This is a genomic window from Pseudomonas sp. G11, from assembly GCF_029457515.1.
Classification (GTDB): domain Bacteria; phylum Pseudomonadota; class Gammaproteobacteria; order Pseudomonadales; family Pseudomonadaceae; genus Aquipseudomonas; species Aquipseudomonas gorinensis.
Map to the genome: position 1 here is coordinate 5,536,273 of NZ_CP120377.1, position 26,310 is coordinate 5,562,582.

20 protein-coding genes and 3 tRNA genes are annotated in these 26,310 nt (G+C 61.6%); 3 read left to right on the plus strand and 20 right to left on the minus strand.

The window, feature by feature from the left end; translation table 11 throughout:
• The first annotated feature begins 89 nt into the window (after positions 1–89).
• Positions 90–1,373: an FAD-binding oxidoreductase gene (locus P2T68_RS25365; RefSeq protein ID WP_024076494.1), complete on the plus strand. Its 1,284-nt coding sequence runs from the start codon at positions 90–92 to the stop codon at positions 1,371–1,373.
• Between the two features lie 233 nt (positions 1,374–1,606).
• Here P2T68_RS25365 and P2T68_RS25370 read toward each other — a convergent pair.
• The 19 genes from P2T68_RS25370 to leuC all read right to left on the minus strand — a co-directional run bounded on the left by P2T68_RS25370 (position 1,607) and on the right by leuC (position 20,661).
• Positions 1,607–1,683: transfer RNA gene (locus tag P2T68_RS25370), tRNA-Asp, on the minus strand.
• Positions 1,684–1,788: 105 nt separating this feature from the next.
• A tRNA-Asp gene (locus tag P2T68_RS25375) sits at positions 1,789–1,865 on the minus strand.
• A gap of 55 nt (positions 1,866–1,920) precedes the next feature.
• A tRNA-Val gene (locus P2T68_RS25380) sits at positions 1,921–1,996 on the minus strand.
• 107 nt (positions 1,997–2,103) lie between these two features.
• Positions 2,104–2,868, minus strand: a complete 765-nt coding sequence (locus P2T68_RS25385) for an SDR family oxidoreductase (protein WP_051448900.1) — start codon at positions 2,866–2,868, stop codon at positions 2,104–2,106.
• Between the two features lie 11 nt (positions 2,869–2,879).
• Positions 2,880–4,091: an O-succinylhomoserine sulfhydrylase gene (locus P2T68_RS25390; RefSeq protein ID WP_010566994.1), complete on the minus strand. Its 1,212-nt coding sequence runs from the start codon at positions 4,089–4,091 to the stop codon at positions 2,880–2,882.
• Between the two features lie 65 nt (positions 4,092–4,156).
• A complete protein-coding gene (gene purF / locus P2T68_RS25395; RefSeq protein ID WP_277378446.1) occupies positions 4,157–5,662 on the minus strand; it encodes an amidophosphoribosyltransferase in 1,506 nt (501 codons plus the stop codon).
• A 41-nt stretch (positions 5,663–5,703) separates the two neighbouring features.
• The gene (locus tag P2T68_RS25400) at positions 5,704–6,261 is read right to left on the minus strand and encodes a CvpA family protein (protein ID WP_277378447.1); all 558 of its coding nucleotides are present in this window, start codon (positions 6,259–6,261) and stop codon (positions 5,704–5,706) included.
• Between the two features lie 257 nt (positions 6,262–6,518).
• Positions 6,519–7,178: an SPOR domain-containing protein gene (locus P2T68_RS25405; protein WP_168232060.1), complete on the minus strand. Its 660-nt coding sequence runs from the start codon at positions 7,176–7,178 to the stop codon at positions 6,519–6,521.
• Complete coding sequence (folC, locus tag P2T68_RS25410; RefSeq protein WP_277378448.1) at positions 7,162–8,469, minus strand: bifunctional tetrahydrofolate synthase/dihydrofolate synthase; 1,308 nt, start codon at positions 8,467–8,469, stop codon at positions 7,162–7,164. The genes P2T68_RS25405 and folC overlap by 17 nt, the downstream gene beginning before the upstream one ends.
• A complete protein-coding gene (gene accD / locus P2T68_RS25415) occupies positions 8,466–9,386 on the minus strand; it encodes an acetyl-CoA carboxylase, carboxyltransferase subunit beta (RefSeq protein ID WP_024076500.1) in 921 nt (306 codons plus the stop codon). The genes folC and accD overlap by 4 nt, the downstream gene beginning before the upstream one ends.
• A 244-nt stretch (positions 9,387–9,630) precedes the next feature.
• Positions 9,631–10,263 (minus strand): phosphoribosylanthranilate isomerase, encoded by a 633-nt coding sequence (locus P2T68_RS25420; RefSeq protein ID WP_069076647.1) that lies wholly within the window; start codon positions 10,261–10,263, stop codon positions 9,631–9,633.
• A gap of 63 nt (positions 10,264–10,326) precedes the next feature.
• Positions 10,327–11,151, minus strand: a complete 825-nt coding sequence (gene truA / locus P2T68_RS25425; RefSeq protein WP_041160982.1) for a tRNA pseudouridine(38-40) synthase TruA — start codon at positions 11,149–11,151, stop codon at positions 10,327–10,329.
• Between the two features lie 231 nt (positions 11,152–11,382).
• Complete coding sequence (locus P2T68_RS25430) at positions 11,383–13,959, minus strand: FimV/HubP family polar landmark protein (RefSeq protein WP_277378449.1); 2,577 nt, start codon at positions 13,957–13,959, stop codon at positions 11,383–11,385.
• 162 nt (positions 13,960–14,121) lie between these two features.
• The gene (locus P2T68_RS25435) at positions 14,122–15,132 is read right to left on the minus strand and encodes an aspartate-semialdehyde dehydrogenase (protein ID WP_024076504.1); all 1,011 of its coding nucleotides are present in this window, start codon (positions 15,130–15,132) and stop codon (positions 14,122–14,124) included.
• A 249-nt stretch (positions 15,133–15,381) separates the two neighbouring features.
• Entirely contained in the window at positions 15,382–16,494 is a 1,113-nt protein-coding gene (gene asd, locus P2T68_RS25440; RefSeq protein WP_024076505.1) for an aspartate-semialdehyde dehydrogenase, read from the minus strand.
• Between the two features lie 64 nt (positions 16,495–16,558).
• On the minus strand, positions 16,559–17,641 hold the full coding sequence (leuB, locus tag P2T68_RS25445) for a 3-isopropylmalate dehydrogenase (protein WP_024076506.1): 1,083 nt from the start codon (positions 17,639–17,641) through the stop codon (positions 16,559–16,561).
• Between the two features lie 52 nt (positions 17,642–17,693).
• Positions 17,694–18,458 carry a class I SAM-dependent methyltransferase gene (locus P2T68_RS25450; protein ID WP_277378450.1) on the minus strand — a complete coding sequence of 255 codons (765 nt, stop codon included), beginning with the start codon at positions 18,456–18,458 and terminating at the stop codon, positions 17,694–17,696.
• A 129-nt stretch (positions 18,459–18,587) separates the two neighbouring features.
• Positions 18,588–19,232: a 3-isopropylmalate dehydratase small subunit gene (leuD, locus tag P2T68_RS25455; RefSeq protein WP_024076508.1), complete on the minus strand. Its 645-nt coding sequence runs from the start codon at positions 19,230–19,232 to the stop codon at positions 18,588–18,590.
• A 10-nt stretch (positions 19,233–19,242) separates the two neighbouring features.
• Complete coding sequence (gene leuC / locus P2T68_RS25460) at positions 19,243–20,661, minus strand: 3-isopropylmalate dehydratase large subunit (RefSeq protein WP_024076509.1); 1,419 nt, start codon at positions 20,659–20,661, stop codon at positions 19,243–19,245.
• Positions 20,662–20,808: 147 nt separating this feature from the next.
• Here leuC and P2T68_RS25465 point away from each other — a divergent pair, with 147 nt between their 5' ends.
• Positions 20,809–21,699, plus strand: coding sequence for a LysR family transcriptional regulator (locus tag P2T68_RS25465; RefSeq protein WP_024076510.1), 891 nt, complete (start codon positions 20,809–20,811; stop codon positions 21,697–21,699).
• 66 nt (positions 21,700–21,765) lie between these two features.
• Positions 21,766–25,044: an EAL domain-containing protein gene (locus tag P2T68_RS25470; protein WP_102624573.1), complete on the plus strand. Its 3,279-nt coding sequence runs from the start codon at positions 21,766–21,768 to the stop codon at positions 25,042–25,044.
• Positions 25,045–25,047: 3 nt separating this feature from the next.
• Here the strand turns inward: P2T68_RS25470 and P2T68_RS25475 are convergent, their stop codons facing one another.
• Positions 25,048–26,304 (minus strand): hypothetical protein, encoded by a 1,257-nt coding sequence (locus P2T68_RS25475; RefSeq protein ID WP_102624572.1) that lies wholly within the window; start codon positions 26,302–26,304, stop codon positions 25,048–25,050.
• Positions 26,305–26,310: the final 6 nt, after the last annotated feature.

Genomic DNA, 26,310 nt, shown 5'->3' on the forward strand with positions numbered 1-26,310 from the left:
GCATTTGCATTTTTCGGGTGGCTGGCAGGCAATTTTCAACTCAGGTAGGATCGGGGCACTCGTAAAAAATATAAAACAGAGGTTCCAGGATGGCGAACACCCCCTACCCCCAGTCGTATTACGCTGCGTCCGCCAACGCGGTCCCTCCGCGTCCGGTACTGCAAGGCGAAGTGGAAACCGATGTGTGCGTGATTGGTGCCGGCTATACCGGCTTGTCCAGCGCACTGTTTCTACTGGAAAACGGTTTTCGCGTGACGGTGCTGGAAGCCGCCAAGGTCGGCTTTGGCGCGTCGGGCCGCAATGGCGGGCAGATCGTCAACAGCTACAGCCGCGATATCGATGTGATCGAACGCAGCGTCGGGCCCAAGCAGGCGCAATTGCTGGGGGACATGGCGTTTGAAGGCGGCCGGATCATTCGCGAGCGGGTGGCCAAGTATCAGATCCAGTGCGACTTGAAGGACGGCGGCGTCTTCGCCGCACTCAACAGCAAGCACATGGGCCACTTGGAATCGCAGAAGCGCCTCTGGGAACGTTATGGCCACACACAACTGGAGCTGCTCGACGAGCGCCGTATCCGCGAAGTAGTAGCCTGTGACAACTATGTCGGCGGCCTGCTGGACATGAGCGGCGGGCATATCCACCCACTCAACCTGGCGCTGGGTGAAGCGGCGGCCGTGGAGTCTCTCGGTGGCACGATCTATGAGCAGTCAGCAGCTGTACGCATTGAGCGCGGCGCCAACCCGGTGGTGCACACGACCGAAGGCAAGGTCAGGGCCAAGTTCATCATCGTGGCGGGCAATGCCTACCTGGGCAACCTGGTGCCGGAGTTAGCAGCCAAGTCGATGCCCTGCGGCACTCAGGTGATCACAACCGCACCACTCGGGGATGAACTGGCCCAGTCGCTATTGCCGCAGGATTACTGCGTCGAGGACTGCAACTACCTGCTCGACTACTACCGACTCACCCGTGACAAGCGACTGATCTTCGGCGGTGGCGTAGTGTATGGCGCGCGCGACCCGGCAAATATCGAAGCGATCATCCGCCCGAAAATGCTCAAAGCCTTCCCTCAGCTCAAGGACGTGAAGATCGACTACGCCTGGACCGGCAACTTCCTGCTGACCCTGTCGCGCTTGCCGCAAGTCGGCCGCCTGGGCGACAACATCTATTACTCCCAGGGTTGCAGTGGCCACGGCGTGACGTACACACACCTGGCGGGCAAGGTATTGGCCGAGGCACTCAGAGGCCAGGCCGAGCGCTTTGATGCGTTTGCCGACCTGCCGCATTACCCGTTCCCAGGCGGGCAACTGCTGCGCACGCCGTTTGCGGCGATGGGGGCTTGGTATTACGGGTTGCGAGACAAGCTGGGGTTCTGATTGGAAAGTTTGCCTGGGATGTGACAATGCGGGCTCATGATGAGACCCAGTCGTTGCTATCGCAGGCAAGCCAGCCGCCATCGCGTTGCGATGGCTTGCGCGGGCGCATTGACCAGCACCAAATTGCAGACACAAAAAACCCCGGTCTTTCGACCAGGGTCTTTGCTATCGGATCAAAGTAGCCAGTGGCTTTCTTTGTGCTTCAAGGCGTTCAGTGGGCCTTGATGCAGATATGGCGCAGCGGACGGGACTCGAACCCGCGACCCCCGGCGTGACAGGCCGGTATTCTAACCGACTGAACTACCGCTGCGTATCGCTTGACCGGCTGCGCGTGATGCCTCAACCGTCTTTAAACATCTGATCAATCAGCCTTGGCTGTTCAATCTCAAGCCCGACAAGTCAGGCCTGGAAAATATGGCGCAGCGGACGGGACTCGAACCCGCGACCCCCGGCGTGACAGGCCGGTATTCTAACCGACTGAACTACCGCTGCGCGTCGGTGCAACCTTTAACGTTGCGTCTTGCCCGAAGGCAAAACTCTCAAGAAGTGGTGGGTGATGACGGGATCGAACCGCCGACCCTCTGCTTGTAAGGCAGATGCTCTCCCAGCTGAGCTAATCACCCTTTGCTTCGTTGAGGCCGCGAAATTTACGCAGGTAGAGGACCTAAGTCAATAGCCCGCTTGAAGTTTTTCTGAAAAAGACAAAATTGCTTCAAGAGCGCTAACCACCCTACTCGCTGTAAATCATCTTCTTGCTCATGCCACCGTCCACCACAAACTCTTGCCCCGTGACAAACCCGGCCTGACGCGACAGCAGCCATGCCACCATCGCAGCCACATCCTCCACCGTGCCAACCCTCCCCGCCGGATGCTGGGCATGATCGGCTTCGGTCAGTGGTTCTGCACGTCGCGCAGCGGGGTCACGCGCATCGATCCAGCCAGGGCTGACCGCATTGACCCGCACTTCCGGCCCAAGGCTCATCGCCAGGGCGTGCGTGAGCGCCAACAGGCCGCCCTTGCTCGCGGCGTAGGCTTCGGTGTCTGGCTCCGACTGACGAGCGCGGGTCGACGCCAGGTTGACGATGGCTCCCCCATGGGCACGCAGGTAAGGCGCACAGTGCTTGGCCAGCAGCATCGGCCCGCTGAGGTTCACCGCCAGCACGCGATTCCAGTAGGCCAGGTCGAGGCTTTCCAAGGTGATATTGCGCGGGTCGGCCACTGCTGCGTTGCAGACCAGCGCGTCCAGGCGCCCGAATTGCCCGAGCACTTCGGCCACGCCCTGGGCGACCTGCTTTTCATCAGCCACGTCCATGGTAATAAACCAGGCGTTGTCGCCCAGCACCCCGGACACCTTGGACCCGCGCTCGCGGTCCAGGTCGGTCAATACCACCTGCCAGCCTTCGCTGATCAACCACGCCGCAATCCCCAGGCCAATGCCCCGTGCAGCGCCCGTCACCAAGGCGACACGCCCGTTACTGGCTGTTGCAGCCTCCATGGACCACTCGATCACAAGGCCGCCAGCCCACGAGCCAGGTCAGCCTGCAAGTCAGCCACGTCTTCCAGGCCCACCGCAATGCGGATCAGGCTGTCCCGAATACCCGCCGCTTCACGCTCTTGTGGCGCAAGACGGCCGTGGGAGGTGGTGCTCGGGTGGGTAATCGTGGTCTTGCTATCACCCAGGTTGGCGGTGATGGAGATCAGGCGCGTCGCATCGATAAAGCGCCAGGCGCCCTCTTTGCCGCCCTTCACTTCAAAACTCACCACGGCGCCAAAACCGCGCTGCTGGCGCTGGGCCAACTCGTGTTGTGGATGGCTCTTGAGACCGGCGTAGTGAACCTTCTCGATACCATCCTGCTGCTCCAGCCATTCGGCCAGGGCCTGGGCGTTGGCACAATGGGCCTTCATCCGCAGGCTGAGGGTTTCCAACCCCTTGAGGAAGATCCAGGCGTTGAACGGGCTCAGGGTCGGACCGGCAGTGCGCAAGAAGCCCACCACTTCCTTCATCTGCTCGCTGCGACCGGCAACAACACCGCCCATGCAACGACCCTGGCCGTCGATAAACTTGGTCGCCGAGTGCACCACAATGTCCGCGCCCAACTTCAGCGGCTGCTGCAAGGCAGGCGTGCAGAAGCAGTTATCGACCACCAGCATCGCGCCTTTGGCGTGGGCCACTTCGGACAGCGCGGCGATATCCACCAACTCGGCCAACGGATTGGACGGCGACTCGACGAACAGCAACTTGGTGTTGGCCTTGATCGCCGCATCCCAGCCCGAGAGGTCCGCCAGGGGCACGTAGTCCACTTCGATACCGAAGCGCTTGAAATACTTCTCGAACAGGCTGATGGTCGAACCGAACACGCTGCGCGACACCAACACGTGGTCGCCGGCGCTGCACAGGCTCATCACCACCGCCAGGATCGCCGCCATGCCGGTAGCCGTGGCTACCGCCTGCTCAGCACCTTCCAGCGCAGCAATACGCTCTTCGAACGCTCGCACAGTCGGATTGGTATAACGCGAATAGACATTGCCCGGCACTTCGCCGGCAAAACGCGCGGCGGCGTCGGCAGCAGTGCGGAACACGTAGCTGGAAGTGAAGAACATCGGGTCACCGTGCTCACCTTCGGGGGTGCGGTGCTGGCCAGCACGCACTGCAAGGGTATCGAAAGCTACGCCATCGAGGTCGCTGTCCAACCGACCGGCATCCCATTCCTGACTCATGCTGCGACTCCTTACTCAATTCTTTATTTAAGATACAAAACCGGCCCCTCAGGGCCGGTGTCTACTCAGTTGTTGTACAGGTCGATGATCGCGCTGACCGCCTGGGTCTTGATCTTCGACGAGTCGTTACGCGCCTGCTCGATCTTGTTCAGATAGGCCTCGTCAACATCCCCGGTCACGTACTTGCCGTCGAACACGGCGCAGTCGAACTGGTCGATCTTGATCTTGCCACCGCCAACCGCTTCGATCAGGTCCGACAGGTCCTGGTAGATCAACCAGTCGGCGCCAATCAGGTCAGTGACGTCCTGGGTCGTACGGTTGTGGGCGATCAGTTCGTGAGCGCTCGGCATGTCGATGCCGTATACGTTCGGGTAGCGCACGGCAGGCGCTGCGGAACAGAAGTACACGTTCTTCGCACCGGCTTCACGGGCCATCTGGATGATCTGCTTGCACGTGGTACCCCGCACGATGGAGTCGTCCACCAGCATCACGTTCTTGCCGCGAAACTCCAGCTCAATGGCGTTGAGCTTCTGGCGTACCGACTTCTTGCGCGCCGCCTGGCCAGGCATGATGAAGGTGCGGCCGATGTAGCGGTTCTTGACGAAGCCTTCGCGGAACTTGACGCCCAGGTGGTTGGCCAGCTCCAGCGCGGCGGTACGGCTGGTGTCCGGAATAGGGATCACCACGTCGATATCGTGCTCAGGACGCTCGCGCAGGATCTTCTCGGCCAGCTTCTCGCCCATGCGCAGGCGCGCCTTGTAGACCGAGACGCCGTCGATGATCGAATCCGGACGCGCCAGGTAGACGTGTTCGAAGATGCACGGGGTGAGTTTCGGCGCGACAGCGCACTGACGGGTATGCAGCTTGCCATCTTCGGTGATGTACACCGCTTCGCCCGGCGCCAGGTCACGGATCAGGGTGAAGCCCAGCACGTCCAGGGACACGCTTTCGGAGGCAATCATGTACTCGACGCCTTCGTCGGTGTGACGCTGGCCGAACACGATCGGGCGGATGCCGTGCGGGTCGCGGAAACCCACGATGCCATAGCCGGTGACCATGGCCACCACCGCGTAACCACCGACGCAACGGTTGTGCACGTCGGTCACAGCGGCGAACACATCTTCTTCGGTCGGCTGCAGCTTGCCGCGCTGGGCCAGCTCGTGGGCGAACACGTTGAGCAGCACTTCCGAGTCGGAACTGGTGTTGACGTGGCGCAGGTCAGATTCGTAAATCTCCTTGGCCAGTTGTTCAACGTTGGTCAGGTTACCGTTGTGCGCCAGGGTGATGCCGTAAGGCGAGTTGACGTAGAACGGTTGAGCTTCGGCCGAGGTCGAGCTACCGGCAGTCGGGTAACGCACATGGCCAATGCCCATGTGCCCGACGAGGCGCTGCATGTGACGCTGATGGAACACGTCACGTACCAACCCATTGTCCTTGCGCAGGAATAACCGGCCGTCGTGGCTGGTCACAATACCGGCAGCGTCCTGGCCGCGGTGCTGGAGGACGGTTAGCGCGTCATACAGCGCCTGATTGACGTTCGACTTACCGACGATACCGACGATGCCACACATGCGACGCAACCCCTACTTAATGAATCTTGACTGAACACTGCTTACTGAGGCGTTTTGGCCGGCAAGAGGTGTTCCTTGAACGGAAGATCAGCGGGTACGCTGATTCCGCTGGCCAGCCACTGACTGCTCCACCCCAGAATGAGGTTCTTGGACCAATCTGCAACCAATAGAAATTTTGGCACGAGTACCGACTCCTGCCACCATGCATCCTGCTGTACCGGCCCCAGGCTCAACAGCCCGACCGCCACGACCACCAGCAACGCGCCACGCGCGGCGCCAAAGGCCATGCCGAGAAATCGATCGGTCCCGGAGAGGCCGGTGACACGTATCAACTCGCCAATAAGATAATTGACCATTGCCCCCACCAGCAGCGTGGCGATGAACATGATGGCGCAGCCCGCGATGACGCGAGCCGAGGGTGTCTCGATGTATCCGCTCAGGTAGACCGACAGCGAACCGCCGAACATCCAGGCGAAGACTCCTGCGATGATCCAGGTCAGCAGCGACAGTGCTTCTTTGACGAAGCCGCGGCTTAGACTGATCAAAGCGGAGATGGCGACGATTGCAACAATCGCCCAATCAACCCAGGTAAATGGCACGTTTGAGCCTACGGACGGATGAGGCGGCGCATTTTAGCAGAGCTCCGGGCTATCGGTAAGCTGTGATTGCGGGTGCTTTGCAAATCAATAGTTTGTGGCGAGTTGAGCGCATTTCAAGTCCCGCACAAAAGCAAAGCGGGAGGGGGCTTGCTCCCGATGGCGGTGGGTCAGTCAGCACATCGGATACTGACCCATCGCTATCGGGAGCAAGCCCCCTCCCACATTTGACTGCATTCCAGGCTGAACGCGAGGCGAACTCAGCCGCGCTCAGGCTGGAAACGGGTGACGAAACCCTTCAGGTTCTGCTGGCGATCCAGCAAATCCCGCAGGCGGTCCGCCTCGGCGCGCTCGATCAGCGGCCCGATAAACACCCGATTCTTGCCATCGGCACTGCGGATATAGGCGTTATACCCCTGGCTACGCAGTTTTTTCTGCAAGGCGTCGGCGCCGTCGCGACTGCCAAGGCTAGCGACCTGAATCGACCAACTGATCGGCAGGCCATTAGGGTCGATACGGCTCTGGCCCACATCCGGCTTGCCCGGTGCAGCCGGTTGCGGTGCGACCGGCTTGGGCGCCGCGGCTGGCGTAACAGGCTTCGCGGCGACAGCCGGAGCCGGTGTCGGCTTGACCACCGGCACACTTGGCTGCACCGGCATCGAAGGCGCTTGCTGGGCGGCCACTTCATCATCGGTCGGCACCGGCTCCTCCTCAGGCAATGCCTGCGGCTCCGGCACCACCACCGGCTCAACCTGCACCTGCGGTACGGCCGAAGCCTGGGGCGCTGCGGGCACGTCCACGACAACCTGGCGCTGTTCATCCTGGCGGGAGAAGAGCATCGGCAGGAAAATCACCGCCAATGCCACCAGCACCAAGGCTCCGACCATTCGCTGCTTGTATGCGCTATCCAGTAATGCCATGTGCAGCTTCCTCCGTGGAGCGCCGGGCCAACCACTCAAGCGCCTCGGCAACACAATAAAATGATCCGAACAACAGAATTTCATCCTCGGCCGTTGCTACCGCACACTGGGCCTCAAGGGCAGCGGTAACGCTTGCATAAGACGTCACGGACGCGCCAAGGTTCTGCAAGGCCACTACCAGCTCAGCAGCCGGACGGCTGCGCGGCGTATCCAGCGGCGCCACCGCCCACGCCTGGACACTGCCCAACAAGGGTGAAACCACGCCATCCAGGTCCTTGTCGGCCAACAAACCGAAGACTGCCAGACGACGACCCACCGGCGGCGTGCGCGACAGGCGCTGCGCCAGGTATTGGGCCGCATGCGGGTTATGACCCACGTCCAGCAGCAGGTTCAGGCGCTTGCCTGCCCAGTTGAACACCCGGCGATCCAGGCGCCCGACCACCCGGGTCGCCAACAACGTCGCGGCAATCTGCTCGGCGTCCCATGGCAAGTCCAGCAGCAGGTAGGCTTGCAGCGCGAGCGCCGCATTTTCCATCGGCAGGTTCAGCAGCGGCAAATCATGCAGTTCGACCACTTGGCCACGCGCATCACGCCCGCGCCACTGCCAATGCTCAGCGCCAATCTCAAGATTGAATTCATGCCCGCGCAGGAAGAACGGACAACCCAGCTCGCGCACCTTGTCGAGCAAGGTATGAGGCGGATCCAGGTCGCCGCACAGCGCTGGCTTGCCCCGGCGAAAGATCCCGGCCTTTTCATAGGCCACGGACTCGCGGGTATTACCCAGGTAATCGGCATGATCGACACCGATGCTGGTGACCAGCGCCAAGTCGGCATCCACCACGTTGACCGTGTCCAGGCGCCCGCCCAGCCCGACTTCCAGCACAACCACGTCCAGTTGCGCACGCTCGAACAGCCAGAACGCCGCCAGGGTGCCCATTTCGAAGTAGGTCAGGGAGATCTCGCCACGCCCTGCATCGAGGGCCGCGAAGGCTTCGCAGAGTTGCTGGTCAGTGGCTTCGACGCCATTGAGTTGCACCCGCTCGTTGTAACGCAGCAGGTGCGGGGAATTATAGACGCCCACTTTCAGCCCTTGAGCTTGCAGCAGCGCCGCGACAAAGGCACAAGTAGAGCCCTTGCCGTTGGTGCCGGTCACCGTGATCACACGCGGTGCCGGGCGGCCCAACCCAAGGCGGGCCGCTACCTGTTGCGAGCGCTCCAGGCCCATGTCGATGGCGGACGGATGCAACTGCTCCAAGTAGGCGAGCCATTCGCCCAGGGTACGTTGGGTCATAGGTTTGCTGGCACCGGCGGCACGACCATCGGCTCAACCTTCGGAGCAACGTAGACCGGCGTCGGCAGGCCCATCATCTGCGCCAGCAGGCTACCCAGGCGTGGACGCAGCTCACCGCGCGGGATGATCAGGTCGATCGCGCCGTGCTCCAGCAAGAACTCGCTGCGCTGGAAGCCTTCGGGCAGTTTTTCGCGAACGGTCTGCTCGATCACTCGCGGCCCGGCAAAGCCGATCAGGGCTTTTGGCTCGCCAACGATCACATCCCCCAGCATCGCCAGGCTGGCGGAAACGCCGCCGTAGACCGGATCAGTCAGTACGGAGATGAACGGAATACCTTCTTCGCGCAGACGCGCCAATACCGCGGAGGTCTTGGCCATTTGCATCAAGGAGATCAACGCTTCCTGCATACGCGCACCACCGGAGGCGGCGAAGCAGATCATCGGGCAACGGTTTTCCAGGGCGTAGTTGGCGGCACGTACAAAACGCTCACCGACGATGGCACCCATGGAGCCGCCCATGAAGGAAAATTCAAACGCAGACACCACCACCGGCATGCCCAGCAGCTTGCCGCTGACGGAAATCAGCGCATCCTTCTCACCGGTCTGCTTCTGCGCAGCGGTCAAACGGTCCTTGTACTTCTTGCCGTCGCGGAACTTGAGGCGGTCAACCGGTTCAAGGTCAGCACCCAGCTCGTTACGGCCATCGGCGTCGAGGAAGATGTCGATGCGGGCGCGGGCGCCAATACGCATGTGATGGTTGCACTTAGGGCAAACGTCCAGGGTCTTTTCCAGTTCCGGGCGGTACAGCACCGCGTCGCAGGATGGGCACTTGTGCCACAGACCTTCAGGAACCGAGCTTTTTTTCACCTCGGAACGCATGATCGAAGGGATCAGTTTGTCTACTAACCAGTTGCTCATGCTTTCTTTCTCCAGTACCGGTGGCTTGAACACAGCCCCGCGTATGCCCTTGAGCTAAATTCATATGTGGCGATGACACATGCTGGACGGGGTCAGGCGTTCGACCAGCCATTTCCCGCATGCATCCTCAGCCTTCCAGACAACCGGCCAATGCACGGTCGCCACTTCATTTCCGGGCCTCCCGCAGGCGGCACCGGGCTGTTTTACACAGTGGTCACTATGGACGGCGGCAGACTGCCCGCCGTCACATCGCCTCCCTGCTGTTGCGCACGGCCTGCATGAATGCGCGAATCTTGCTGTGGTCCTTGATGCCCTTGCCCTGCTCTACGCCACCGCTGACATCCACGGCATACGGGCGAACCTGCGCGATCGCCGCCCCGACATTCGCGGAATTGAGCCCACCCGCCAGGATGATCGGCTTGCTCAGCCCCTCGGGAATCAGCGTCCAGTCGAACGCTTCGCCCGTGCCGCCAGGTACCCCCTCGACATAGGTGTCCAGCAAAATCCCGCGTGCACCAGTATAAGCAGCGCAGGCGCCAGCGATATCGTCACCGGCCTTGACCCGCAACGCCTTGATATATGGGCGTTGATAGCTTTCGCATTCATCAGGGGTTTCGTCGCCGTGGAACTGCAGCATGTCCAGCGGTACGGCATCCAGGGTTTCGTTGAGTTCGCAGCGGCTGGCGTTGACGAACAAGCCGACAGTGGTCACGAACGGCGGCAACGCGGCGATGATAGCCCGCGCCTGCAACACATTCACCGCCCGTGGGCTCCTGGCATAAAACACCAAGCCAATGGCATCCGCCCCCGCCTCGACGGCCGCCAGCGCGTCTTCTATGCGGGTAATCCCGCAAATCTTGCTGCGAACGGCAGACATATTGTAGAAACCTCAGGGGGAAACCGAGAAAGTCCCGGATGGTAACAAAAGCTTTTCCGGGCGTCAGCCGCCAAGTTCGCTGAAACCTGTGAGGAAGTGTGGTCCGATGAAACGCTGCGGCAGCTCGAACTCGTCGCGGTACTCCACATCCACCAGGTACAGGCCGAACGGATGGGCCGTGACGCCGCCGGTACGGCGAATTCGGCTTTCCAGCACTTCCTTGGCCCACTCAACCGGCCGCTCGCCGGTGCCGATGGTCATCAGTACGCCGGCGATATTGCGCACCATATGGTGCAGGAACGCCCCCGCGCGGATATCCAGCACAATCATCTTGCCATGGCGGGTTACCCGCAGGTGGTGGACTTCCTTGATCGGCGACTTGGCCTGGCACTGACCGGCGCGGAACGCACTGAAATCGTGGACACCGACCAAGTGCTGCGCTGCTTCGGCCATGCGCTCGGCATCCAGCGGACGGTGGTTCCAGGTAATTTCTTCGTTGAGGTGCGCCGGACGGATCTGGTCGTTGTAGATCACATAGCGATAGCGCCGGGCGATGGCCTTGAAGCGCGCATGAAAATGCGCGGGCATGACCTTGGCCCAGCTGACGCTGACATCATGGGGCAAATTGATATTGGCGCCCATGACCCACGCCTTCATCGAACGCTCAGCCTGAGTGTCGAAGTGCACCACCTGGCCACACGCGTGTACGCCCGCATCGGTGCGCCCGGCGCACATCAGCGAGACCGGTGAGTCGGCGACTTTCGACAGCGCGTTCTCCAAGGTTTCCTGCACCGTCAGCACACCCGAGGCCTGGCGCTGCCAGCCGCGGTAGCGCGAACCTTTGTATTCCACGCCCAGGGCGATCCGGTAAAAGCCTGCGGCCGCCATTTCGGCGGCCGCGTTATCTATATTTGCCAAGAACTGAGAGCCTGATGAGTTGCGCAAAGGCGGCCATTATAAATGCGGCGGCTGCATGGCGTGCGCTTTTGTTAGGGATTGACGCCAACCAAATGCGGGAGGGGGCTTGCTCCCGACAGCAGGGAATCAGTCAGCCCATGTACGTGCTGACCCACTGCTATCGGGAGCAAGCCCCCTCCCACACAGGACGTGCGTCGAACTTCAGATTTTGCCGAGCATTTCCTTGGCTTCGCTGCGCTGGACATCATCGCCTTCGGTCAGCACTTCGGAGAGGATATCCCGCGCGCCATCAGCATCCCCCATGTCGATATAAGCCTGGGCCAGGTCGAGCTTGGTGGCGACCTCATTGGTCCCGGAAAGGAAATCGAACTCCGGCTCATCGTCACCCAACGCTGCATCTTCAGCCGTGAAGGAAGGCTCGATCGGCGGGTTCTCCAAGCTCTGGGACAGGCGGTCGAGCTCGGCGTTGACATCATTCAGTTCGGAAGCGAAGCCATCAGGCTTGGCCGTCGCCGGAGCCTCTGGCTCATCGGCCAGGGACAGGTCAAAGTCTTCCGGCAGATCGAAGTCGTCCAACGCGGCCGGCGTCAGTGTCGGCGGTTCGACCGCCGGCGCATCCTTCATCTGCTCCTCAAGACCGGAGAGGAAGTCATCATCAGACAGCGCAGACGGCGCATCGAGTTGCAGGTCCAGGTCAAAATCCGACAAGTCGTCCTGGCTTGCCTTGGCTTCTGTCTGCTGCTGCAGGACCGACTCGAAACTCAATTCGTCTTCCAGGTTCGCTGGCGAGGCCGCTTCCAGGTCATCCAGGCTGAGGTCGAAGTCAGTGTCGAGCGCATCGGCTTCAGCTACCGGCGCTGGCGCGGGCGTTGGCGCTGGCTTGTCTTCCAGCAGGTCCTTGACGTATTGAGCGTCCAGCGCGGCAGCGGCTACCGCAGCGCTTACACCCGCCGCCAGCACGGCCATGGCCGGGAAGCGCGACTTGAGCTGCTCGACCTGGGCATGGTTTTCACCATTGGCCACCAGTTGGCGCTCCTGGGTCACGAAACCGTCCTTGTCACTTTGCAGGCCGTAGACTTCCATCAGCTTCAAACGCAGGTCGCTGCGCTTGGGTTCGTGCTTGATCGCCTGCTCCAGAACATCGGCGGCCTGGTTCAGGTGGCCACGGTCGATATGGGACTGGGCCTGTGCCAAGGCATCGGACGAGTGCTCGGGTGCGACCGCAACCGCCAGCGGCGACAGCACCGACGCCACGCTCGGCACCACGACCGCAGCGGGAGCGGGAGCCGGCGCAGGAGCCGCCGCCAGCTTGACGTTCGGCGGCGTGACCTCAAGGCCCTCGAAGCTGTCCGGCGGCAGGTCTTGATCGATATTCGAGGTGAATTCCGGCTCTTCGGCCAGGGCCCGCGCCATGCGCAGGTGCTTTTCCTCTTCGCGGCGCGCGTTGCGATGGCGTGCCCACAGCAACAGGAGCAACAACACCAACAAGCCAGCGGCACCGCCGATCACCCCCAGAACTATCGGGTTGGTCAGCAGGTCGTTGAATTTGCCTTCGGCAGTGGTCGGGGCGGCATCCGCCTTGATGGGGGCGGGCGAAGGCTCGGCAGGGGCCGGAGCGGCCGGCGTTGCAGCCGGTGCTGCCGCCGCGGCGGCCGGGTCAACCGCCAACTGAGCAGGCATCGCCGCCGTCGCCGGGGCAGCCGATTTATCCGCCTGCAGCCTGGCCAATTGATCATTTTTCAGCTGGATCAGCTTTTGCAGCTTGTCCAACTGGCTCTGCAGGTCGGCAGCACGGCTTTTCAGTTCTTCGTTGTCGCGACGGGTGGTGTCCAGTTGTTCCTGGGTCATCGCCAGTTTGTCGCTCAGGGCCTGGCTATCGCCCGCCTTGCCCTTGGCGCCCTTCTTCGCATCGGCCGAGACCAGGCTCAAGTTGTCCTTGGCATTGGTGCTCGACGGCGCATTGCCTGCCTGGGTGCGCCTGGTGGCATCCAGTTGCTGCTTGCCCGCGGCTTGATTGCTCGCCGTACGGCGCCCCTGGCGCCAGGCGAGGTTCTGCGCCGACACTTCGGCGATCGCCTTGGGTTGCGCGAGTGCCGTGCTTTGTACCGTGTCCGGCAGGCGCAGTACCTTGCCGGTTTTCAAGCGGTTGATATTGCCGTCGATAAAGGCGTCGGGGTTCAGTGCCTGGATGGCCAGCATCGTCTGCTGTACCGAACCGCCATTGTGGTACTTCTCGGCAATTTCCCACAGGGTGTCGTGGGAGGTAGTCGTATGCTGGGCGGGCTTGCTCACGGCGGGCGCCGTATTGGCCGGCGCACTCAGGCGCGGCGCAGGGGCTGCTGGGGCTGTAGGGGCTGCGGCTGGCGCCTGCTGGTCGAACTTGGCCGGGTCGAGCAGCACGCTGTAGTCGCGCATGAGGCGACCATTGGGCCATTGCACCTGCAACAGGAAGCGCACATAGGAGTCCGGCAGCGGCTTGCTGGAGGTGACGCGCACCACACTGCGGCCGTTGGGATTGATCACCGGCGTGAATGTCAGGTCGTTGAGGAATGCCTGGCGATCGACGCCGGCATCCACGAACGCCTGGGATGAAGCCAGGCTCGGCGTGATCTCGGAGGCTGTGAGGCCGCCGACATCGAGCAATTCGATTTCCACCGACAATGGCTGGTTCAACTTCGACTTGAGGGTCATCTCCCCCAGCTGCAGCGCCTGCGCCATACCGGAGGACAGCGCCGAGGCGGCCGCTATTGCTAACACCAGTTTGCGAACTTGAACCATAGCCTCATCCTTTGTTTGAACACTCCCCGGCCTGCGAGAAGGTTGGTAACCGCTGCCATAAGGCATGGCGAGCCGATAGGTCACCGACGCGCTTCTGTTCCTGCTTGGGGCCAAGCATAGCGCCTGGTTAGAATCAATCTACAAATTGCCGCCAAGTATCTTTTACACAAGGCCTTTTATCAACAACTGCGCCAGTTGCACGGCATTCAGGGCGGCGCCTTTGCGTACGTTATCTGACGTCAGCCACAAATTAAGTTCCGCCGGGTCGTCCACACCGGCGCGAACCCGTCCTACATACACCACATCCTGACCCACCGCATCGCCCACGGCAGTCGGGTAATCCCCCTCTTCCACCAGCTCGATGCCCGGTGCCGCTTCAAGCACACGGTTAACGGCGGCAAGGTCGACCGGCGCGCCCAATTGCAAGGACACAGTCAGGCTATCGCCAAAAAACACCGGGGCTTGAACGCAAGTTGCGGAAATCTTTAGCAAAGGAGTTTCCAGCACGGCACGCAGTTCGTGTACGAGACGTTTCTCCAAGGCCGTATGACCTTGGGCGTCTGGCTTGCCGACTTGTGCCAGCAGGTTGAAGGCCATCTGCCGATCAAAGAACTGCGGCTCCAGCGGGCGCACATTCAACAGCTCGGCGGTTTGCCGGGCCAGTTCGCTGACCGCTTCACGGCCTTGGGCCGAGACCGCCAGGTTGGCGGTGACGGCGACCCGCTGGATATCCAGCAAACCGCGCAACGGCGCCAGGACGACGGCGAGGTTGGTCGCGGACGGGCTCGGGCTGCTCAGCTGGAATGGCGCTTTCAGACCCTCGAGCACGTGGGCATTGGCCTCCGGCACCACCTGGGGTGCCTGATCGGCGGGCAAGGCTCCCGACAGGTCGATCACCGAACATCCGGCCGCCGTGGCACGCGGCGCAAAGCTCAGTGTCGCCGCCGGACCGGCCGCGAAGAAGGCCAGTTGCGCCTTGCTGAAATCGAACTCATCGACTTCGCGCACGCGCACGTTCTTGCCACGAAACGGCACCGACGCACCGGCAGAATTGCTGCCCGCTAACAGATGCAGGACGCCGACCGGGAAATTCAACTCTTCGAGAATCTGTACCAGGGTTTCGCCAACGGTGCCGGTGGCGCCGATCACGGCGATATCAAAGGTCTGGGTCATGGAGGCTGCCTCGGGCATTGCGGGGGGAGCGGCACTTTACCGGGTGCTTGGGGGGGCAGGCAATTAAGCTGGGGCTGGTGGTGGGGCTGATGATGCTATCGGGGGCAAGCCTCCTCCCACAGTGAACAGCATTTCAACGTTGGAATTCGGTCGAATGTGGGAGGGGGCTTGCCCCCGATAGCGCCCGAAAGAACAACAAAAAACCCGCGCCTGTCACCAGTCGCGGGTTTCTTGTATTGCCTCAGGCGATCAACGCTCCAGCAGGATCCGTAGCATGCGACGCAGCGGCTCGGCCGCGCCCCACAGCAGTTGGTCGCCGACGGTAAACGCGCCCAGGTACTGGGTGCCCATGTTCAACTTGCGCAGACGGCCCACCGGTACATTCAGGGTGCCGGTGACCTTGGTTGGGCTCAGCTCCTGCATGCTGATGTCGCGGTTGTTCGGCACCAGCTTGACCCAAGGGTTGTGCTGGCTGATCAGCCCTTCGATATCGGCGATCGGCACGTCTTTGTTCAGCTTGATGGTCAGCGCCTGGCTGTGGCAGCGCATGGCGCCGATGCGTACGCAGATGCCATCCACCGGGATCGGGCTCTTGAAGCGGCCGAGGATCTTGTTGGTTTCGGCCTGGGCCTTCCACTCTTCACGGCTCTGGCCGTTCGGCAGCTCTTTGTCGATCCACGGGATCAGGCTGCCAGCCAACGGCACGCCGAAGTTCTCGGTCGGGTACGCGTCGCTGCGCATGGCTTCGGCCACGCGGCGGTCGATGTCGAGGATCGCGCTGGCCGGATCGGCCAGTTGATCGGCGACCGCCGCGTGGGTCGCGCCCATCTGCTTGATCAGCTCACGCATGTTCTGCGCGCCGGCACCGGAGGCTGCCTGATACGTCATGGCGCTCATCCACTCGACCAGGCCGGCTTCGAACAAGCCACCCAGGCCCATCAGCATCAGGCTGACGGTGCAGTTGCCGCCGACGTAGTTCTTGGTACCTGCGTCCAGCTGCTGGTCGATGACCTTGCGGTTGACCGGGTCAAGGATGATCACGGCGTCGTCCTGCATGCGCAGGCTCGACGCGGCGTCGATCCAATAACCCTGCCAGCCGGCGTCGCGCAGCTTGGGGAAGACTTCGCTGGTGTAGTCGCCACCCTGGCAGGTCAGGATCACGTCGAGGGTTTTGAGCTCGTCAATGCTGTAGGCGTCCTTGAGCGGGGCAATATCCTTGCCCACGGACGGCCCTTGGCCACCCACGTTCGAGGTGGTGAAAAACACCGGCTCGATAAGATCGAAATCCTGCTCTTCCAGCATCCGCTGCATGAGCACGGAACCGACCATACCGCGCCAACCGATCAGACCTACACGTTTCATCGCAACTACACCTTGTTAAAAAGTGGGCCGCCTTGCAGCAACAACTGCAAGCGGGCCCGAGAGATTACAGATTCCGCAACGCGGCGACTACTGCGTCGCCCATTTCTTGCGTACCGACTTTGGTGCAACCCTGCGACCAGATGTCGCCCGTGCGCAGGCCTTGGTCCAGCACCAGGCTCACCGCCTTCTCGATCGCGTCCGCCGCAATGCCCTGGTTGAAGCTGTAGCGCAGCATCATCGACACCGACAAAATGGTCGCCAACGGGTTGGCGATGCCCTGGCCGGCGATGTCCGGTGCCGACCCGTGGCATGGCTCGTACATGCCCTTGTTGTGGGTGTCCAGGGACGCCGACGGCAGCATGCCGATGGAACCGGTGAGCATCGAGGCCTGGTCGGACAGGATGTCGCCGAACAGGTTGTCGGTAACGATCACGTCAAACTGCTTCGGCGCGCGCACCAGTTGCATGGCGGCGTTGTCGACGTACATGTGGCTCAGTTCAACGTCCGGGTAGTCCTTGGCCACTTCTTCAACGATTTCGCGCCACAGTTGGCTGGACGCCAGGACGTTGGCCTTGTCCACCGAGCAAATTTTCTTGCCGCGCACACGGGCCATGTCGAAACCGACACGGGCGATACGGCGGATTTCACTCTCGCTGTACGGCAGGGTGTCGTAGGCCTGACGCTCACCATTTTCCAACTCACGCACGCCACGTGGCGAGCCGAAGTAGATACCGCCGGTCAGCTCACGCACGATCAGGATATCCAGGCCCGCCACCACTTCCGGCTTGAGGCTGGAAGCGTCGGCCAGTTGCGGGTAGAGAATCGCCGGGCGCAGGTTGCCGAACAGGCCCAGTTGCGCACGGATCTTCAGCAGGCCGCGCTCAGGGCGGATATCACGCTCGATCTTGTCCCATTTCGGGCCACCCACGGCGCCGAGCAGCACAGCGTCGGCCGCACGGGCGCGGTCCAGGGTTTCATCGGCCAGAGGCACGCCGTGCTTGTCGATGGCCGCGCCGCCGATCACGTCGTGGCTCAATTCGAAGCCCAGGCTGTACTTGGTGTTGGCCAGTTCCAGGACCTTGACCGCTTCGGCCATGATTTCCGGGCCAATACCGTCGCCAGGGAGAATCAGAATCTGCTTGCTCATGCGTTCCTCATTTCATCAAGCGACCCGCCCGTGGGCAGGTCGGGAAAAATAATCAGCGTTCGGCCCAGACCACCAGTACGTCGGTGCTGAAGGTGCCGTCGGCCTGAATTTCGTAGTAATCGCGCACTTCCTGGCCCATTGCCTGCTGCAGTTGCAGGATCGCAGCACGCAGGGCCGGTGGCGTGCGCATGCGCTCAACCCATGAACTGTATTCCAGGCGCAGGCGCTGGCGACTGCTGCTGCGCACGTGCAAGCCGGCTTCGCTGAGCTGGCGCATCCACTCGGCAGCGGAATAATCGCGCACGTGGCTGGTATCGCGCAGCACTTCGACGGTTTGCAGGTAAGTGTCCAACAGCGGGCTGCCCGGTGACAAGACGTCTACAAACGCCGCCACGCCGCCCGGCTTGAGCACCCGACGAACTTCGCGCAGGGCCAGGCCGAGGTCGCTCCAATGGTGCGCCGAATAGCGGCTGAACACGAAGTCGAATTCGCCATCGGCAAACGGCAGGCGCTCGGCAGCGCCGTGCACGGTGCTGATGTTGCCCAGGCCACGATCCTTGGCAGCGGCTGCCACCACGTCGAGCATCTGCTGGGACAGGTCGTAAGCCACCACTTCCTTGACCAGCGGGGCCACATGGAAACTCACGTGACCGGCACCGCAACCCAGGTCCAGCAGTCGCGCAGCGCACTGCCCGGCCAGTTCGGCCTGGAGCAACGCGAATTCGGTGCCTTGGGCGTGCACGGCACTGCTCAGGTAGGCAGAGGCTTGCTCGCCGAATTGTTTTTGCACGACTTGGGTGTGGGCGGTGTTGGTCATGGTGGCATCCTTCAAGGGTTGTGTTGCTAGTACCGGCCCTATCGGGGGCAAGCCCCCTCCCACAGGGGAACGCATTCCAAATGTGGGAGAGGGCTTGCCCCCGATGAGGCCGGTCCTGCCTACATCAATTCAGGCGTCACGAAACAACCATGGCTGGCTCGCCCGGTGCTTGGCTTCAAACGCCGCAATCGCATCGCCGTCCTGCAAGGTCAGGCCGATATCGTCCAGGCCGTTGAGCAGGCAGTGCTTGCGGAACGCATCGACTTCAAAGTGATACACCTTGCCATCCGGGCGGGTCACGGTTTGCGCGGCCAGGTCAATGGTCAACTGATAACCCACATCGGCTTCCACCGCTTTGAACAGCTCATCCACTTCCGCATCGCTCAAGATGATCGGCAACAGGCCGTTCTTGAAGCTGTTGTTGAAGAAGATGTCGGCATAGCTCGGCGCGATGATGCTGCGAAAGCCATATTCTTCCAGGGCCCACGGCGCGTGCTCACGGCTGGAGCCGCAGCCGAAGTTCTCGCGGGCCAGCAGCACGCTGGCGCCCTGGTAGCGCTCGGCGTTGAGCACGAAGTCCTTGTTCAACGGGCGCTTGGAGTTGTCCTGGTAGGCGTAGCCCACGTCCAGGTAGCGCCACTCGTCGAACAGGTTAGGGCCGAAACCGGTGCGCTTGATCGACTTCAAGAACTGCTTGGGGATGATCTGGTCGGTGTCCACGTTGGCACGGTCCAACGGCGCGACAAGGCCTGTGTGTTGGGTAAAAGCTCTCATCGGGTATTCCTCAGATCAATTCGCGAACGTCGATGAAACGACCGTTGACGGCAGCCGCGGCGGCCATGGCCGGGCTGACCAGGTGGGTACGGCCACCGGCGCCCTGGCGCCCTTCAAAGTTACGGTTGGAGGTGGACGCGCAATGCTCGCCGGACTCCAGGCGGTCCGGGTTCATCGCCAGGCACATCGAGCAGCCCGGCTCACGCCATTCAAAACCGGCGTCGAGGAAGATCTTGTCCAAGCCTTCCGCTTCGGCTTGCGCCTTGACCAGGCCCGACCCCGGCACCACGATGGCTTGCTTGATGGTCGAGGCGACTTTACGGCCCTTGGCGATCACCGCCGCAGCGCGCAGGTCTTCGATCCGCGAGTTGGTGCAGGAGCCGATAAACACGCGATCCAACTGGATGTCGGTGATCGCCTGGTTGGCTTTCAAGCCCATGTACTTCAATGCACGCTCGATGGAGCCACGCTTGACCAGGTCGGCTTCCTGCGCCGGGTCCGGCACGTTCTGGTCGACGGCCAGGACCATTTCCGGCGAGGTGCCCCAGCTGACTTGCGGCTTGATCTGGGCAGCGTCCAACTCGACCACGGTGTCGAACACCGCATCGGCATCGGAGACCAGGTCTTTCCAGGCTTCGACAGCCGCGTCCCAATCAGCGCCTTTCGGGGCGAATGGACGACCTTTGACGTATTCGATGGTTTTTTCGTCCGCCGCCACCATCCCCACACGGGCACCGGCTTCGATGGACATATTGCAGATGGTCATGCGGCCTTCGATGGACAGGTCGCGAATGGCGCTGCCGGCGAACTCGATGGCATGGCCGTTACCGCCGGCGGTGCCGATCTTGCCGATCACCGCGAGCACGATGTCCTTGGCGGTGACGCCGAACGGCAACTTGCCTTCGACCTTCACCAACATGTTCTTCATTTTTTTGGCGACCAGGCACTGGGTGGCGAACACATGTTCCACCTCGGAGGTGCCGATGCCATGGGCCAAGGCGCCGAACGCACCGTGGGTCGAGGTGTGGGAGTCGCCGCAGACCACGGTCATGCCCGGCAAGGTGGCGCCCTGCTCCGGGCCAATCACGTGAACGATCCCTTGACGCACGTCATTCATCTTGAATTCGGTGATGCCATATTCGTCGCAGTAATCGTCGAGGGTCTGTACCTGCAAACGCGACACCGTGTCGACAATGGCGTCGATCCCGCCCTTGCGTTCCGGGGTGGTCGGCACGTTGTGGTCCGGGGTGGCGATGATGGAGTCGACGCGCCAGGGCTTGCGCCCGGCCAGCCGCAGGCCTTCGAACGCTTGGGGCGAGGTCACTTCATGGATGATGTGACGGTCGATATAGATCAGCGACGAGCCATCGTCGCGCCGTTTCACTTCATGGGAATCCCAAAGCTTGTCGTAAAGCGTTTTGCCGGCCATCAGTCGGTCCTCATCAGCGGTATTTCTATGCCCCGGGTCTTGAGACATTCAATAACCCTTTGGCTTGTGAGGCTGATGGTATGGCGCTACATTAAATAACTCAAATTCATATTTTTTATGCTTTGGATTACCAACTGGAATACAACAATGGACCTGGCCAACCTCAATGCCTTTATTGCCATCGCCGAGACCGGCAGCTTCTCCGGCGCTGGTGAACGCCTGCACCTGACCCAACCGGCCATCAGCAAGCGCATCGCCGGCCTGGAACAGCAATTGAAGGTGCGTTTATTCGATCGCCTGGGCCGTGAAGTCGGCCTGACCGAGGCCGGCCGCGCCCTGCTGCCGCGCGCTTATCAGATTCTCAACGTGCTGGACGACACCCGCCGCGCCCTCACCAACCTCACCGGCGAAGTCAGCGGGCGCCTCACCTTGGCCACCAGCCACCATATCGGCCTGCACCGCCTGCCGCCGGTATTGCGCACGTTCACCCGCACGTACCCGAACGTGGCACTGGACATCCAGTTTCTCGATTCGGAGGTCGCTTACGATGAAATTCTGCACGGTCGCGCCGAAGTGGCGGTGATCACCCTGGCGCCCGCCCCCCACAACCTGGTGCGCGCCACTCCTGTGTGGGACGACCCACTGGATTTCGTGGTGGCACCGGAGCACAGCCTGATCAGCAACGGCCCGGTCAACCTGGCCGATATCGCCGGGCACCCGGCGGTCTTTCCCGGCGGCAATACCTTTACCCATCATATTGTCAGCCGCTTGTTCGAGGCCCAGGGCCTGACGCCAAACATCGCCATGAGCACTAACTACCTGGAAACCATCAAGATGATGGTTTCCATTGGCCTGGCCTGGAGCGTGCTGCCGCGCACAATGCTCGATGACCAGGTGGCAAGTATCGCTTTGCCGGGCATACAACTCAGTCGCCAGCTAGGCTATATCGTGCACACTGAAAGGACGCTGTCGAACGCTGCGCGGGCGTTCATGAGCCTGCTGGATGCACAAGTCGATCTGCCAGGAGCATCGGCATGACACTGTGCGGCCTCAAGGCCTGACTGAACCCGCGCTGTTTGCCCATCGAGCCAAGGCCCTTTGATAATGCGCAACCCCGTCGATTCCGTGCCACCCTTACCCCGCATCTACGCCCTTGACCCTCAAGAGGCGGAACGAAGCTGGGACAGCGCTCCGCAGTTGCTGGCAGCTCTGAACGCCGCACGGCTGGGAGCGTGGTGCTGGGAAATCGAAACCGGCCGGATCAGTTGGTCCCGAGGCACCCAGGCGCTGTTTGGCTTCGACCCCCACCAGCCGCTACCCAGGGACGTGGATTACCTTGACCTGCTGGCACCGCAGGATCGCGCCCGGGTCGTTCGGGCCTTCCACGCGGTGCTGGCCGGCGAGCCGTTCGAACAGGCCATGCACCACCACATCCAATGGCCGGATGGCAGCCACCACTGGCTGGAGATCAACGGCAACCTGGCACCGGACAAGGCCGGCCGGCGCCGCATGATCGGGGTGATCCGCGAGACCACCCGCCAACGCGAACGGGAACACGCCCTCAGCCACTCCGAAAAGCGCTTCGCGACGCTGTTTCACCTGTGCCCGAACATGGTCCTGCTGACCCGCCAGTCGGATGGCCTGATCAGCGAGGCCAACCAGTATTTCCAGATGCTGTTCGGCTGGCCATTGGCCGAAGCGATAGGCCGCACCACCCTGGAACTGGGCCTGTGGCGCCATCCCGAGCAACGCGCGCAACTGGTCAAGGCGACCCAGCGCAAAGGTGAACCCATCACCATGGAAGTACAGTTCTGCGCAAGCAGTGGACAGATCCACGATGGCACCCTCAGCGCGCAAAAAGTCGAGCTGGAGGGCGAGGCCTATTTGCTCAGCACCTTCCTCGACACCACCGAACGCAAAAACGCCGAGCAGGCCCTCAAGGACAGCCAGGAACGCCTCGACCTGGCGCTGGACTCGGCGCAGTTGGGCACCTGGGATTGGCATATCCCCAGCGGCATGCTCTACGGCTCAGCCCGTGCCGCCCAGCTGCATGGCCTGCCGGCCGAGCCCTTCCATGAATCCTTCGAGGCATTTTTCGAGGGCATGCCCAAGGAAGAGCGCGAGAACATGCGCAACGCCTATCGCACCCTGCGCGAAGGCCCGGCCGGCAATTATCAACTGACTTACCGCGTGCAACTGGAAGACGGCAGCTCACGCTACCTGGAAAGCCGCGCGCGCCTGTACCGCGACGAAAAAGGCGCTCCGCTGCGCATGGCCGGCACCCTGCTGGATATCACCGACCAGGTCGAGCGCGAACAACGGCTGACCGCCTCCGAAGAAAAATTCGCCAGCCTGTTCCAGGCCAGCCCCGACCCGATTTGCGTCACTTGCCTGGAAAGTGGCGCGTTTATCGAAATCAACCCGGCCTTCACCCAGACCTTTGGCTTCACCGCCGCCGAAGTGCTCGACAAGAGCGCCGAACAGATCGGCCTGTGGGATGAGTCGAGCAGGCGCCTGCAACGAATCGAACAAGTCATACGCGACCAGGCGCTGAACAATGTCGCCATCGTGGTGCACCACAAGGACGGCCAAAGCCTGACGTGCGTGATTTCCAGCCGACTGATCAAGGTCGGCGACCAGCCGTGCATCGTCACGACGCTGCGGGACATCACCCAGCAGCAACGCTCGGAAGCCGCGCTGAAGGCCAGCGAAGAAAAATTCGCCAAGGCGTTCCACTCCAGCCCCGACGCGATTTCCATCACCGAGCGCGACACCGGCCGCTATGTGGAAGTCAACGATGGCTTCTGCCGGCTGACCGGTTTTCGCGCCGAAGAAGCCATCGGCCTGACGCTCTACCAGATCGGCATCTGGGCCGATGAAAAACAACGCGCCGCGCTGCTGGCCGAATTGCAGCTCAAGGGGCGCATCCATCACCTGGAAATGCTCTGGCACAACAAGCGCGGCGAGGTATTGACGGTGGAAGTGTCGGTCGAACCGATCACTCTCAATGAAACCCCGTGCCTGCTGCTGACCGCTCGGGACGTGAGCCTGCTGAAAAACGCGCAGGCTCAGATTCGCCACCTGGCCTATCACGACCCGCTGACCAACCTGCCCAACCGCGCCTTGCTGATGGACCGGCTGAGCCAACAGATTGCCTTGCTCAAGCGCCATAATTTGCGCGGCGCCCTGCTGTTTCTCGACCTCGATCACTTCAAGCACATCAACGACTCCCTCGGCCATCCGGTGGGCGACACCGTATTGAAAATCGTCACTGCTCGCCTGGAAGCCAGCGTGCGCATGGAAGACACCGTGGCGCGCCTGGGAGGCGATGAATTCGTGGTGCTGCTCAGCGGCCTGGACGGCACCCGCACGGCAGTCAGCGCCCAGGTACAGGAACTGGCCGATACCCTGCGCGAACTGCTCTCGGAACCGATGTTCCTCGACGGCCATCGGCTGCAAGTCACGCCAAGCATTGGCGTAGCGCTGATTCCCGACCATGGCTCGACCCCGGCGGACCTGCTCAAGCGTGCCGACATCGCCCTGTATCGCGCCAAGGATTCCGGGCGCAACACCACGCAGATGTTCCACAACAGCATGCAGAAGACCGCCAGCGAGCGGCTGCGCATGGAAACCGACCTGCGCCTGGCCCTGTCACGCGGCGAATTCAGCGTGCATTACCAGCCCCAGGTGGATGCGCGCGGCAACAAGATTGTCGGTGCCGAGGCCCTGGTGCGCTGGCAGCATCCGCAGCTGGGCGCACAGTCGCCATCGGAATTTATCAAGGTCCTGGAAGACAGTGGCCTGATCCTCGAAGTGGGCACCTGGATCCTCGATGAAGCCTGCGCCGCGTTTCAGCAACTGATTACCGAAGGTCTGGTAGACCCGCTGAACTTCAGCCTGTGCGTGAACATCAGCCCCCGGCAGTTTCGCCAGGCCGATTTTGTCGAACGGGTGGAGCACAGCCTCAAGCAACATCAACTGCCCCACAGCCTGCTGAAACTGGAAATCACCGAAGGCATCGTGATCCAGAACCTGGAAGACACCGTGGCCAAGATGCGCCGCCTGAAAAAACTCGGCGTCAGCTTTGCCATGGACGATTTCGGCACCGGTTATTCCTCCCTGACTTACCTCAAGCGCCTGCCGGTGGATGCGCTGAAGATCGATCAGTCCTTTGTCCGCGATGCCACCCACGACCCCAACGACGCGGAAATCATCCGTGCCATCGTGGCCATGGCCCGCAGCCTGAACCTGGAAGTCATCGCCGAAGGGGTGGAGACCGCGGAGCAACTGGCGTTCCTGCAAAAGCTGGGATGCCATTTGTTCCAAGGGTATTTGCACAGCCGGCCATTGCCGATCGAAGCGTTCAGACGGTTGCTGGAATAGCCCTCACGCCAGCTTCAAGGCCCGCAACCCGGTATTCATCCATCGCGATGACGCCAGGCGGTGCTTTTGCCCATAGTAGTCAACCGCACCGTTGACCACCGCGACCGAATGGAAACGGTCCGCCAGGGTACCGATCGCACCGTTTGCCAGCTCCTCAACAGTACTTTCGCGCATATAGCCAAACAGCCCGAGACGCCGCAGCGCCTCCCCTGGCGTTTCCCCGTCGTTGAGGGTTTCCAAAGCCACCGCATAACCCTGCCCGGCCCGCGAATCGTTATTCTCCAATTGCGCGCGCTTGGCGCTGACGGCGTACAAAAAGTTCGCATAGCTCAGCAATTGCGGGTGGGCGCCACGAAAGTTCGAGGCTTGTGTCGCCTGGCTGACTTCATCATGGCTCAATTGCAGCCTGAAGGAATCCCGCATGGTCACGTCAAAGCCATCCGGGGTGAGGTGAATGTGCTTATAGATACCCTGGGAGTCCTGCCCGAAGCGCATCAGGGCCGCCTTGATCGCTGAAACGGTGACGCAATTACCTTCCGCACCTTGATAGAACCCCTCCCAGATTTGCGCAGGCGACGGGTTTTCGCCCTCATGGGACACCGCCTGGGCATCGCTGCGCAGCGGTTTCCTATCGTCAAACAATACATACCCGTAGTCCTGATGCCTGCCCCCCTCTTTGACTAACGCGGCACCAAAGTCATGCGTCTGCATGACGCCCACCGCCCCGTTGAGCTTCATGTCGTTCGACGAGACAAACTGCGAAAGGCCGTACACCCCCATGCCCTGCAAGCACCGCTTGAGCGTCTCGCCCTCGACGGTCTTTGACAAGGCCGCGCCAAACGTCGAGTAGCCGTGGGTCATCTGCTTGCGTTTCACAAAGGCGGCGAACACAAAGTTGGCATCCCTGACCGCACCGTCGTCCTCACCGGCAAAGCGTGAGGCCTGCGCCGCCTGTTCCATTTCCTGGCGCGAAAGACGAACCTTGAATTCATCCTTCATCGTGACTTCATAGCCATCACCTGAACGCTTGACCTCGTTGAACATCCCGGCAGGATGTTGTCCGAAGGTCATCATCATCAACTTGATGACCGCCGCATGGCTGCTGCAATCAAAATGCTCGCCGAACCGACGTTGCGTCGCGTTAAATGCCCGGGCGATGTCGGCGGGCTTTTCCCCTGCATGCTTCGAAGAAGATTCCGACAAGCCCTGGCCTTGCACACCCATCGGGGTCACCGGACGAGCCAATACCGAGATATTCATCCACTG